Raw genomic sequence first — 12473 nt, 5'->3', positions numbered from 1 at the left:
CTCGAAATGCTTAATATACCATCATATATATTTAATTCATGCGAATCCTTTTACTAGGAGCATCCGGACAGCTGGGGATTGAGCTTTCGCGCTTGCTTTCAGACCGCGAGTTAATCAAGGTATACAGTTCCACTGAAATCCAAGGTGGTTATAAACTTGACGCCACCGACTTTCCTAGACTAGAGGACTTTATAATAAAGAAAAGGCCTGACGTCATAATTAATGCAGCAGCAATGACTGACGTTGATAAGTGCGAGATAGAAAAGGAGAAAGCTTATAAGGTAAACGCTGAGGCTGTAAGGCACGTGGTTAGGGCAGGGAAAGTAGTTGACTCCTACATTATCCACGTAAGCACGGATTACGTCTTTGACGGCCAAAAGGGTAACTACAGAGAAGAGGACATTCCAAATCCCATAAATTATTATGGGCTCAGTAAGTTACTTGGTGAGGCTTTCGCAATGCAGGACGACGTTTTAATAGTTAGGACTTCTGGAGTTTTCAGGAATAAAGGGTTTTCGTTATACGTTTACAAAACTCTCAAGGAAGGGAAGACGGTCTTTGCTTTCAATGGATATTATTCCCCGATCTCTGCTAGAAAACTTGCCTCAGCCTTGGTAGAACTCCTAGACCTCAGGAAGACCGGAGTACTTCACGTTGCAGGAGAGAGAGTTTCACGCTTTGAACTCGCGAGGAAGATTAAGGAGAAGTTTAACCTACCGGGTGAAGTTAAAGAGATTGACGAAGTGAAGGGATGGGTAGCAAGAAGGCCTTTTGATTCTTCTCTAGACTCCTCAAGGGCTAGGAAGGTCATTTCCACTGATTTTTATACTCTAGACCTTGACGGGGTGGTGGTCTGAATGTACGCAGTGATCTTACACGGCGGACAAGGTACAAGGCTTAGGCCTTTAACCCACACCGGTCCAAAACAGTTGATAAAAGTCGCAGGAAAGCCAGTCTCTCAGTGGGTCCTCGAACAAATAAGGGACGCAGGAATAAAGGACGTGATCCTCGTGCTTGGGGACAATACTCCTAAAAAGGTAGTAGACTATTACGGTGACGGTAGCCCTTTCGGCGTCAACATAACTTACGTTTACCAAGGGGAGGCTAGGGGGTTGGCTGACGCAGTCTACAAGGTGAAGGAAGTAGTCTCAGGGAAGTTCCTAGTCTACTTAGGTGACAATCTAGTCCCATACGACCTGAGGAAGTTTATTTCCTTTAAAGGCTCTGCTTCCATCCTCTTGGCAAATGTGGATAACCCTAACCGCTTCGGTGTTGCAGTGCTAAAGGAGGGGAGAGTTGTTAAGCTAGTTGAGAAACCTAAGGAGCCCATCTCTACACTTGCGTTAGTGGGAGTTTATGCGTTTACTGAGGAGATATTCGACGTAATAGAGGGGCTTAAGCCCAGTTGGAGGGGCGAACTGGAGATCACTGACGCGATCCAGTCTTTAATTGACGAGGGAAAAGAGGTTGATTACGAGATAGTGCAGGGCTGGTGGAAGGACACCGGTACTCCTAAGGACATATTGGAGGCTAACTCTTTTCTCCTAGATAGGTATGCTGAGAGAAAGATAGAGGGCGAAGTCAAGGGTTCGACAGTTGACGGTAGAGTAATAATTGAGAAAGGTGCAGTTATAGAAAACTCAGTAGTTAGGGGCCCTGCATTTATAGGTAAGGGGAGTAAAGTAATTAACTCTTACATTGGTCCTTTCACTTCTATAGGAGATTCAAGCGAAGTTATTGACAGTGAAGTTGAGTACAGCGTGATCCTGGACGGCGTCAGAATAAGGGGTGTATCGCTTATGGACTCACTCATAGGGAATAACTCTACTGTGGAGAGGGGTAAGAAGTGGCAGAAGTTGATAGTAGGTGAGAATTCAACGGTGATAATATGAGGGTAATGGTCTTAGGAGGGGCTGGTTTTATAGGTTCTGCCTTTGTGAGAGAGTTAAATAAGAGAGGGATCAAACCAATAGTTTACGACTTGCTTACTTACGCCGGTAGGTTAGAGAGCTTAAAGGACACTGACTACGAGTTCGTTAAAGGTGATATTAGGGACGAAAAGCTTCATGAAACGATAGCTAAGTGTATGCCGGAAGTGGTGGTAAATTTCGCAGCCGAAACTCACGTGGATAGGTCTATTTATAGCCCAAAGGATTTCTTAACTACTAACATTTTGGGGACTGTGAACGTTTTAGAGGCATCACGCCGTCATAACTTCAAATACGTACACATTTCTACAGATGAGGTTTATGGTGAGGAGTGTGCCGACGAAAACTCTCCTCTAAACCCTTCGTCACCTTACAGTGCAGCTAAAGCATCTGCAGATTTATTCGTAAAGGCTTACGTAAGGACTTACGGGGCCAAGGCTATAATTGTGAGGCCTTCAAATAATTACGGGCCCAGGCAATTCCCTGAGAAACTTATTCCTAAAATTATTATAAGGACTATGTTAGGCCTCCACGCCCCAGTATACGGTGACGGTAAGGCTGAGAGGGATTGGATATTCGTAGAAGACACTGCCAGGATAATTTACGACGTACTAGAGCGGGCTAACTGGGGCGGTGAAGTTTACAATATCCCTGGAGGTCAAAGGTACAGCGTCTTAGACGTAATAAAGACTGTGGGAGAAGTAATGGGCAAGGATGTTAAGGTTAAGTTTGTTTCTGATAGGCCGGGTCACGATAGGAGGTACTGCATGACTACGAGGCTTAAATACGAGGTCACTCCTTTTAAGGAGGGGATAAGGAAGACTGTTGATTGGTACGTTAAAAATAAGTGGTGGTGGGAGCCATTGATTAATGATAAATTTTTCGTTGAGGACGAGCCTTGGAGTAAGGGAGGCGTAAATACATAATAAGAAGTATGTAATTTTCTTTATTAGAAGTGTAACTTGAAATATCTCGAATAGGCGTTCAGAACCTTAAGGACTTTCAAGAGAGCCTTAGTTGATAAAGCTTTTTAGACACAAGAGACAATATAAAAATGTGGGGTCGGGCTCCGTATAGCTCGGTTTCATCATGCTCAGTTCTCAAGTGGTTCATCATTGCCCGACCCCTTATTTAATTCAAAAGACTAATTAAAAAACAAAACTTTCACCCACCTCTCCAGCTTCTATTGAAGTAGTAGAAAACGAGAAATAATGGAACACCAGCTGTAGATGTATCCCTTGTTAAGGTTAAATATTCGATAAAAATTCTAATTCTTATTAGTCCTTATTATTACGTACTACAACCATGCGACTAGTACCAGGCTAGGAAATTATAGTATTAGTAGTTGTCCTACTTTCCCTCACTAATTACTTTTTAATATATTCTTAAATAAAAGAATATCATTATACTCAGGTTTAAGAGTATTAAGAATAATGTATCGAGTAATAGGTATAAACACTTTTTAATATTTATATCTTATTATTTTCTAATATCGTGGTGATATTCCTCAGTTTACCTTATGGAAATATAAAAGGTCGGGCATCACACTTACGAATTTCAAAAATTTTTCATAAAATTGACTATTATCCAATCACATTAATTTCTCATTATTAGTTGGTGAGAGCTATTTTCACAATCGTATTTTGGGCCTACCGTAGCTAGTCGTTTGCTTTATCGTGAATAGAAAAGTGGAGGCTATTTGCAAATTCAGGATCTTGAAGGAGCCCTGCTAAACGAGTCAGTGAAAATTAACAACACTTTAGGCATGATATGTCAGATTGGAGAAGCGGTAAATAATGAATTAGCTAGAACTGTGAGTAAAACGGTGAATTTAAGGACGATACGAGTGCACGTAGTGGCCTTTGATGCAGTATATTACGGATTTCTAATCCTTGTTAATGGTTAACTTTTTCGAATTGAGCTCTGTTGCCTAACTATTAATAAAAATTAGTGTATTAAAAATATTTAAATCAAAAATTGATTATCTTACTTTGACTTTCTGTTACTTTCCCCCAGAACGTCCTTAGCAGGTCCCCATCTAGGCCATGGTGGGCCATTAAAAGTAGTGTTTAGCAACATGTTTATCGCGTCTTCAATTTCTTTTCTTTTTATATTGGAACTTCTATTGCTTGACATTTACTCAACACCTCAACTTATAATATAAAAGACTCTGCTTTCTTAAAAAATCCTACTACTCTAGTATACTTAATAAATAATTGTTAGATGCATTACTAAATCCCCATGGTTCGCTCTTAACCTTCAAGGATGACTAAGTAGAAAATATAGCTTACCGCAATGCAATTTGGAAACCATTACAAGAGAGCCATTTGTATAATAAAGCTTTTTAACACGTGAGAAGAATATAAAAATGTGAGGTCGGGCTCCGTATAGCCCAGTTTCATCATGCTCAGTACTCAAGCGGTTTATCATTGCCCGACCCGGAAAACTTTCAGTAACCTCTCCTTAGTAGTGCTGAATGCCTTCATTTCAGCTTATCATTAAAAATAATCTGAAAAGGATACTCTGATTATAGAGTGCGCTAGTGTACATTTTTCCCATTACAAATGTAATACGGAATTCATTATAGTACTAATAGTTTGCATCTGTAAGTCGAAAGGTGTAAAGCCAGAGAAGTAGATGTGCATGTCCAGTTCTCTTAAGCTTAGGAGCTACAGGCTTGCGTGTTTATGAGTTCATCGTGTCTAATGATAAAGTAGAACAACTGCTATCTATCATTAACCTTTATTAGAATTTACTCTAACCTTTAATTATGAGTGAGTTTCGTTACGCTTCCGTTTCGCTTATTACCGATTCTAGTAAGGACGTAATTTTGAGGATCCTTTCTAATGAGAAGGTGAACTTTAACTTGCCCTTAATTTCAGTAAATGAATCGCTATATCCCAACTTCCCCGTTCCTTCTTCCTTTATCACTACTGTAACGTATGATGACTTAAAATTATTAATGTATGAGGTCTCCTTCAAAGAGAAGAAAGGAATTATTTTACAGTCTGCACTAGGCAAAACTACAATTGAGAAATTTGAGGATGCTGTTTTGAAGCTCTCAGAACTGGGAAGATTACTAAACGTCTACTATTTAATCGAAGTTATGTTAATTTACATTTTGGATGCAGAGCTACGTGGATCAACTAAATATAGGAAGACAGGTTATGTCTTACTGGACTATAATAGCGAGGGGGACTTAAGAGAGTCTGATTACTTGTCGTCAATAACTGTCCTACCTTACGTCCTCGACACTAGGAAATCCTTAGTAGAGATAATTTATAGAAATAAACAAGTAAGTATAGATACAATTAAGGGTATAATTAATGAAGTAGAAAAGATAGTAAGAGGTGATGAGAAATTAGTGTGAGCTTGACTGTGGAAAAATTGCGTGAGATGGAGTCCGCAAAGTCTACAACTACAATAATAAATGATATATTAATATCCACCACATATTTACAGCCTTCATACTCAATTAGTAATGTATATGCATTACCTTTTAATGTATTACGTGTGGACTACGATAACGAGGGAAACCCTCTGTATTTTACTACTTACGAGGATTGGTTAAATTACGTGAGGAACTCAGACCTTGAGGACATTGTTTTGCCAGACGTTAAGCCGTTGGATTTAGAGAAAGTATTGAGAGACCTTAAGTGGGGATATAAAATAGAGACTAGGCGTAATCTGACTGACGTAGACCCTGAGGTTAAGATCGTCTATTTAAACGATTGCAGTTTAGTAAAGAGAGTGGAGTACATTATCCTTTCAATGACTTTAATTAACGGTGTGGGAAAAGAAGAAATTATCCCAGTATACGGAGAGTTTAAAATGGAGAAGTACAAGGATCACCTCCTACAACAACTGTATTGGCTCTCTAAGTAGTGATTACGTTGAAATCCAGAATAATAATCGATACCAATATAATTATAGAAAAGAGGAAAAGCTGTTTGACCTATTTAATAACTACGATCTGATATTTTCAGACCTTGTTATTGCAGAAATGATGGAAGTAATAAGGAAAAATGCACTAGAGTGCATGAAGAAAAATAAACCAGAAGAAGCTAACAAATATATAGCGTTTGGTCGGGAGTTTTTGAAGATATTGCATCAGCAAAATGCTCAATTTGAATATCCTAGCTTGAAGGATTTTGTTGATGCGTTCGAAGTAATGGTTGAGAAAGACGTAAACGTAGTAGATGCAGCACTTGCTGTAATAGCTAAAAAACAAGGAGTTGATGTTCTATCTAACGATAACGACTGGGACAGGTTAAAGGACTATGCAAAACGTATAAACGTTGAATGAATCAAACTTCCGTCTAGTTAAGAAAGAGTAAAGTCCATAAGGACAAGTAATTTAAACAAACCATGAATATATTACGTGACGCTTGAGGATGTCAGTCTTTTCCATAGTAAATGTAAAGGATAAATGATTTTATCGATAAGAAGTACATCTTAGATATGGTTCACTTTTAACATCTTAAGGTAAAGCTAGTCCTTTGCAACTATTAGGAAAAAGAGTATTTAACCTCCTCATAATCTCTGAAACAGTTTCGTTGAAAGTTTATTCAAAATGTTCATTTCCTTCACTTCAATCACTTTAATGGCGATAAAATTAGCATATCTTATTTTAAGTTGACAGATCTAGTCACAAATTATCTTATATCAAATAACAAAATCATCCTGAATGAAGTACATGGGAACTCGTTATAAGAGAATCCTTTTTACATACTTGGTTATGCACTTCAATTTTTTATGCATTAAGCCTCGTTTTCTTAAATTCCAAATCATGCGTTTAATTGATTTAACGTTAACCTTGATAAAAATTGAACTACTCCACAAATCACTTTGTATAATAAAGCTTTTTAACACGTGAGATGAATATAAAAATGTGAGGTCGGGCTCCGTATAGCTCGGTTTCATCATGCTCAGTACTCAAGCCGTTCATCATTGCCCGACCCCTTATTTACTTCAAAAGACTAATTAAAAAACAAAACTTTCACTCACCTCTCCATACTTGGGCTATTGTTCAAATGACCTTAGTCGCTTGTGACGCTAACTAACATAGTTAGGTATTTCCCTTGAACGGAACTTTGCTTCAAAATCAATAAAATACGTATTGTGTCCGTATCTGGATTAAAGACAATGGCTGGAGATAGAAGAGCGTAATCTTTTTCTTCTTGCTCTAAATTTTTTATTAATTCTCTCCTAATATTGAGGTGATGTTTATGATGGATGATAATATTTCTCACCTCATTAAGCTTTTACTTTACGTTGCTAATAATGAGAATGCAGAGGTTAACGCTACGAAATTGCAGAAGATCTTCTTTTTACTTGAAAAAGAGAAGGGATTAGACTTGAGGCTTAATTTTAGGCCATGGTTCTTCGGTCCTTATTCCAGCATACTTCAGGATTATATTGATTGAGGAGGGAGAAGTTGGAGTAAAAGAGGAGGAAATTAGGGACGTCTTAAGTGAAGCAGTTGTAGGATATAAGAGGACTTACTTTCTCAAGGATAACTTAGTTTTAAGGGAAGGCGATGAAGACCTTATGAATTTCTTTAAGTATTGGGTAAGGAAGAGTAGGAGCGAAATACTTAATTATGTTTATATGAAGTACCTTGAATATACAAGGTATTCTATAATAAGGGATAAAATATTGGGAGCATTGGATAATGAAGGAAAGTAAATCTCTTTTCGTAGGGTTTCCTCAATTTGAGACTGTAGTAAATTTATACGGAATAATACAGAATGGGTGGAAATATTAGATATTCAAATATATTTAGAGTACAGAAGATTTTTAATCTTGCAATGTATTTCGAAACTTTAAGTATCTAGCAACTTACGATGGGTTACTAATATATCCTGTTTTAATCTAAAGGAGATGAAACTATTAAAAGATATTTAGAGAAAGAATCAGTGAGGAATTCCGAGATAGGCGATTTCATAATTGAGGATAACACAAGAAAAGACATTGAGAAGGATGAAAACTAACCGTTGTAAATAATTAAAATATTGCGTAAGATTAAATAATAATTTATCTATATTAAAAGTTATATTATCTTAGTTATATCTAAAATTGTCATAAACATTTTTAAACTTCTGTGTATCGGCTTAAGTATGAGCAACACAACGATAGTTATTTCTTTATTATCATTAGCTTTAACTTTGCTAAATAATACTAATATCATTAACGGATATATTAAAGTAATAATTAGTATTATTATAATAATATTTGAGATAATAGTATTTATCTACTTCTGTTTACTTAAGTAAACGCTTAGTCCTATCATTTAAGTAAAGGTACAATGAAAAGCACAATTAGATCCTTTCATATTTGTAAATAAGGACATTCTTACTTTTAGCCTTTACTTTTCATTTATAAAAGGAAATTAAAAACAATCATTTTATTCATTATTACTACCTAATTAATACTATAGAAAAATATTTTAACTTATATCCAAAGATGATATTTATGAAAATAGAAATATCAATACCCTATACTATTCCTGTTAATATAGAAGGAAATTTTAACTCACTATCTATTAAAGAAGAAATCTCTGCAGAACAAGTAATAAACTCTACACAATCAGCGTCTTTAAGATTAATTAAGATAAATGGAAGTAAGGTAAATTTCAGCTTAATTTTTACTTTCCATTATTATTTGGGCTATCCTGCAGATGGAATAACTGTAATGTTGCCTATAATGTTAGAGGATAGCTTAAAAGTTAATTTACCTATACATTGTAATATACAAGGTTTAATCCCCTTCCTAAACTCAAAAACACCTTACGTAGCAATTCAATGGGATCCTTACTATTATACTCAACAAGGAGGAGCTTCAAATCCATTCAATATATTTGTATCGAAAAATAATGAGATAAAGGCTTACTGCGGTTCTCATATAAATGATATAATTGAAAGAAAGAATGATAAAAATAGGATAACTGGGATGAAACCTAATATGATCTTGCAATTGGACTTTAAGGCTGACGAAGACAACATATCTTTTAAAATTTCAGATATTACTGATCCAAATAACGCCATATCGGATGAAATAAGCGCGGAATGGAAGAAATTCGATATAACGCCGGATTTTACTAATTCATACTTTGGAGTTAATTTCGGAAGTGGAGCAAGCTTTGCAGATTGGCAAATATTATATTTTATTTAATATATAACTAGATGAATATTATTATGTAACTATTATATTTATAAAATATCTAAATTATGGTAAGCGTACAATGAATCTAAGAAATTTGCTGCTCTTTTCATTTTTATAAAAAATTTATTATCTTTTACATCATTTTTACTTTTATGAGTGAAGTTTTAGAGCAAATAATCAGTATCTTGTTAACTATTGCAAGTGGTATACTAGGAGGATTTTTAGCTAGCATCTTTTTTAGCCGGCTAACAACACCTAATTTAAAGCTTAGCGTTGAGAAAACAAGTAATAATGATAAGTGTATAGATTTTAAAATGAATTCGACATTACATATAAGAGTTATAAATGATAAAAGACTTTTAGTCTATACTAACTCTGCAACAGAGTGTATAGGAGAAATGTGGATTTTTTATACTGAGAACGATAACAATAAAATTTATTATTATAACAAAGACAAAAGATTAGCAGAAATAACTAAAGAGACTAAATTTGATGATCTAACCAGTCCGTATACATTAAAATGGGCTAACTTACCTTCGTCAGATTATAAGAGAAACGAAACAATAATAGATATTCCGTGCGGAATTTGTGAAAATGGCCAACCGGGCAGGCAGTTGGATATTCTAGGAGTTAGAGAAACAAAACTAGGAGGGAAGTATATATTAATTCAAGATGTTCAACAACAAGCTACTAGAGACGGGGATGATCTATTTTCTGCTTTTAAGAAATGTAATAGAGATACAGCGTTATACAATATAGATCGTTGTTTATTTGACAGTCCCAATCAAAGACGAAAAGAGTTAATAAATCAGAATATCTTAAAAATTGCCTTTGATTTTCCTCAAAATAGAACTTACTATATAGTAGTAGAAATAAACTGTGCTAATACAAAATTAAAAATAGGTAAAAGATATAAAATTAAAAAGAATAAAATAATATCGTCTTTAAAACCACATAACAAAAATCTCTTATTTAAGATAAAGCTAGATAACGATAAAATCTGTATATACGATGAGTTTAATGATAATGATTATGAAATTGTTAATAAAATTGTTAAAGTATTCGCGTCAAGAAGCAACTGAACAAATAATTAAGGAGGAACTATTTATAGACTAAAGGGTTGAATTATTAACATAAAAATACTGTTGTTCATACTTCTTGTAAATCCTAGATTTATTTAGCAAATAACTGGATTAGTCTGCTACTATTCATGAAAATATCCTAAGCTCTTGTGGTTACAGCATGAATGAGCTATATATGGAATTTTTTACTTTAGCGTATTATTGTTTCTGAGATTTTTATATCCGAGTGGTTTATGCTGAATATACACAAGGGTTCTTCCAAAATGGGAATTCTAGATTCAATTTAACACATAATCTTAGGCAATACAGCCCTAAATTATTTATAGTAATAATAAAGTATATATTTTATCTTTTTAAGACTTAATATTAATGGCAACCCAAAACGTAGAATATTTTTTCCTACCATTAGTAAAAGACGCTAAATATAATTATAAGGATAATAAACTGCTAGTAGAGATAAATAATAACACAAAGATAGATATCACAGTTCCGAATAATAGTAATCACTTTACAAAGATTACTAACGATAATAATGGAAATTTAAAGATGAATGACGTATTAGTCTTAACTGGTTACGCATTAAAGAAGGACGATCTGTCATTAGTTCCCACGCTAGATCCATGCGATTATGTCAAAGGAATTTTAATATATGCACAATTTGATACACAACAAAACGTCAAAACTTTTAAGTTTAATAACTTAGATAAATTGTACTTAATAAGAAAGTCAAAATGTTCGAATCAACAAATAACAGTAAAAATAATGATAAAGGATGACCCTCTCCTCATTTCAACAACTAAATACGAGAAATTTGAATCAGATCCTAAAAATATATGTGGAATATCGAAAATTTATGGAATAGATAATTATGACAAATTACTAAATTTGTTGAACGATATAATAAATTATTACTATATTGCGTGACTTTCATGACATATTATGCTTTTGGCAAGCCGTTCTTTATTAATGCAGTTACTCATTTGCACGTAGGTTCAGGATCGTCAGTAGAAGAAGAGATCGACTTACCCTTTCAGAAGGACGAATTAAATTATCCAATGATCTATGCATCAAGCTTAAAAGGCGCAATAAAGTCTTTTCTTGTAAAAGAATTTTATAATAGAAGGGAAGTAGTTTACAAGACTTTAGGTTATGAGGAGAACTCTGAGGAAGCATCTTTAGGCTCGTTTTTGGACGCTGTTCTTTTTGCAGTTCCCGCAAGGAATATAAGCGTAAATGGCTTGAATGAAGCCTGGGTTTATGTTACTACTTATGAACTTCTCAGAAAAGTAAAATCATATTTAGATATAATAAGTAAATTGTCTAATCAAAAATATACTGCTTTTGAGAATTTAATAGATAGTATACTTAATGAAAATGAGAAAAATGTAACTTTTTCCAAAGGGGTCAATAGCACTATATTAAATGAGGATTTTTATGTTAACTTAGAGAAGGCTAAACAAAACGATGTTGATATTAGTGTACTAAATGAAGTACTTAAAGGAAATTCTTATGGCACAAACGGGCAACCTAAACCTTTAATAATACTTAACGATTATTTAGGAAGGGAAGTAATTAACAGATCGTTACTAAGGGTTAGAAGAATAAAGATCGAGAATGAAAAAAAGACGGCACGAATAGGTGGATTATGGTCTGAAGAATACGTTCCTATGAACTCTTTATTCTTTTCTGTGTTCTTAGCTAGGGAAGGAAAAGATGTTGCAGATTTCGTTAATTGTGTTTTAAGAAAGACAGATTACGTAATTCTTGGCGGTAAGGAAACTATAGGAAAAGGGATAGTTAGACTGAGGTGGTTAGATGACTTATGAGTCAAACGTTCATAATAAGGATTATAAACTAGCGTTAGACGCTTTTAAAATAATTCTTCAAGCTTCTAATGAGAAGACTAAAGAGGGATTTAGAAGTAGGGCGAGGGATTTAGTTGAAGAGATATATACTTCGGGCTTTGTACCAACTTTTTTCTATATATTCTCTAAGGCGGGACTAGAAGATAAAAATAAGATGGATTCATTTATAACTTTTTTATCTTCTGCACTTAGGGATAGCCCAAATGGTAAATTAGAAGAAAAAGAAGATGCTTCTTATAGAGCTTATTTATTTATTATACTTTTCTACTTAAGTAAAGAAGAGATTATTAATAATACGATTCTAGATAACCTTAATAACGTGGATGGTCAATTAGGCCTTATCAATGAATTCTATGCTAAAGCTCCTATTATTTCTGCAAGACTTAGAACTTATTTAATTGCAATAAAGAGACTGGCAGAAGCTTTAATCTAGG

16 protein-coding genes are annotated in these 12473 nt (G+C 34.5%); 15 read left to right on the top strand and 1 reads right to left on the bottom strand.

Annotation, left to right across the window (positions count from 1 at the left end; all coding sequences use genetic code 11):
• Positions 1 to 38: 38 nt before the first annotated feature.
• From HS5_RS01400 to HS5_RS01385, 4 genes are all read left to right on the top strand, one after another.
• Positions 39 to 857: an NAD(P)-dependent oxidoreductase gene (locus HS5_RS01400; protein WP_236752303.1), complete on the top strand. Its 819-nt coding sequence runs from the start codon at positions 39 to 41 to the stop codon at positions 855 to 857.
• The gene (locus HS5_RS01395; RefSeq protein ID WP_236752302.1) at positions 858 to 1892 is read left to right on the top strand and encodes a glucose-1-phosphate thymidylyltransferase; all 1035 of its coding nucleotides are present in this window, start codon (positions 858 to 860) and stop codon (positions 1890 to 1892) included.
• On the top strand, positions 1889 to 2854 hold the full coding sequence (locus HS5_RS01390; RefSeq protein ID WP_236752301.1) for a dTDP-glucose 4,6-dehydratase: 966 nt from the start codon (positions 1889 to 1891) through the stop codon (positions 2852 to 2854). Before HS5_RS01395 ends, HS5_RS01390 begins: the two co-directional genes overlap by 4 nt.
• 773 nt (positions 2855 to 3627) lie before the next feature.
• Positions 3628 to 3834 carry a hypothetical protein gene (locus tag HS5_RS01385; protein ID WP_236752300.1) on the top strand — a complete coding sequence of 69 codons (207 nt, stop codon included), beginning with the start codon at positions 3628 to 3630 and terminating at the stop codon, positions 3832 to 3834.
• Positions 3835 to 3914: 80 nt separating this feature from the next.
• Here HS5_RS01385 and HS5_RS01380 read toward each other — a convergent pair whose 3' ends face one another.
• Entirely contained in the window at positions 3915 to 4064 is a 150-nt protein-coding gene (locus tag HS5_RS01380; RefSeq protein ID WP_236752299.1) for a hypothetical protein, read from the bottom strand.
• A gap of 634 nt (positions 4065 to 4698) precedes the next feature.
• Between HS5_RS01380 and HS5_RS01375 the strand changes: the two genes are divergently transcribed.
• The 11 genes from HS5_RS01375 to cmr5 all read left to right on the top strand — a co-directional run bounded on the left by HS5_RS01375 (position 4699) and on the right by cmr5 (position 12472).
• Positions 4699 to 5298 (top strand): hypothetical protein, encoded by a 600-nt coding sequence (locus HS5_RS01375; protein WP_236752298.1) that lies wholly within the window; start codon positions 4699 to 4701, stop codon positions 5296 to 5298.
• Entirely contained in the window at positions 5295 to 5813 is a 519-nt protein-coding gene (locus HS5_RS01370; RefSeq protein WP_236752297.1) for a hypothetical protein, read from the top strand. The genes HS5_RS01375 and HS5_RS01370 overlap by 4 nt, the downstream gene beginning before the upstream one ends.
• A gap of 118 nt (positions 5814 to 5931) precedes the next feature.
• The gene (locus HS5_RS14565; RefSeq protein ID WP_346729549.1) at positions 5932 to 6234 is read left to right on the top strand and encodes a PIN domain-containing protein; all 303 of its coding nucleotides are present in this window, start codon (positions 5932 to 5934) and stop codon (positions 6232 to 6234) included.
• Positions 6235 to 7156: 922 nt separating this feature from the next.
• On the top strand, positions 7157 to 7354 hold the full coding sequence (locus HS5_RS01360) for a hypothetical protein (RefSeq protein ID WP_236752295.1): 198 nt from the start codon (positions 7157 to 7159) through the stop codon (positions 7352 to 7354).
• Positions 7347 to 7616: a hypothetical protein gene (locus HS5_RS01355; protein WP_236752294.1), complete on the top strand. Its 270-nt coding sequence runs from the start codon at positions 7347 to 7349 to the stop codon at positions 7614 to 7616. The genes HS5_RS01360 and HS5_RS01355 overlap by 8 nt, the downstream gene beginning before the upstream one ends.
• Before the next feature lie 431 nt (positions 7617 to 8047).
• Positions 8048 to 8203, top strand: a complete 156-nt coding sequence (locus HS5_RS01350; RefSeq protein ID WP_236752293.1) for a hypothetical protein — start codon at positions 8048 to 8050, stop codon at positions 8201 to 8203.
• A gap of 199 nt (positions 8204 to 8402) precedes the next feature.
• Complete coding sequence (locus HS5_RS01345) at positions 8403 to 9101, top strand: hypothetical protein (protein ID WP_236752292.1); 699 nt, start codon at positions 8403 to 8405, stop codon at positions 9099 to 9101.
• Positions 9102 to 9244: 143 nt separating this feature from the next.
• Positions 9245 to 10174, top strand: coding sequence for a hypothetical protein (locus HS5_RS01340; RefSeq protein WP_236752291.1), 930 nt, complete (start codon positions 9245 to 9247; stop codon positions 10172 to 10174).
• A gap of 369 nt (positions 10175 to 10543) precedes the next feature.
• The gene (locus HS5_RS01335; protein ID WP_236752290.1) at positions 10544 to 11098 is read left to right on the top strand and encodes a type III-B CRISPR system CMR subunit Cmr7; all 555 of its coding nucleotides are present in this window, start codon (positions 10544 to 10546) and stop codon (positions 11096 to 11098) included.
• A 5-nt stretch (positions 11099 to 11103) separates the two neighbouring features.
• The gene (gene cmr4 / locus HS5_RS01330) at positions 11104 to 12000 is read left to right on the top strand and encodes a type III-B CRISPR module RAMP protein Cmr4 (protein WP_236752289.1); all 897 of its coding nucleotides are present in this window, start codon (positions 11104 to 11106) and stop codon (positions 11998 to 12000) included.
• Positions 11990 to 12472: a type III-B CRISPR module-associated protein Cmr5 gene (gene cmr5 / locus HS5_RS01325; protein ID WP_236752288.1), complete on the top strand. Its 483-nt coding sequence runs from the start codon at positions 11990 to 11992 to the stop codon at positions 12470 to 12472. The genes cmr4 and cmr5 overlap by 11 nt, the downstream gene beginning before the upstream one ends.
• The last annotated feature ends 1 nt before the right edge of the window (position 12473 follow it).

The organism is Acidianus sp. HS-5, assembly GCF_021655615.1.
Taxonomy (GTDB): domain Archaea; phylum Thermoproteota; class Thermoprotei_A; order Sulfolobales; family Sulfolobaceae; genus Acidianus.
The sequence above is the reverse complement of the archived record's forward strand: the minus strand, read 5'-3'. Positions and strand labels throughout refer to the sequence as shown.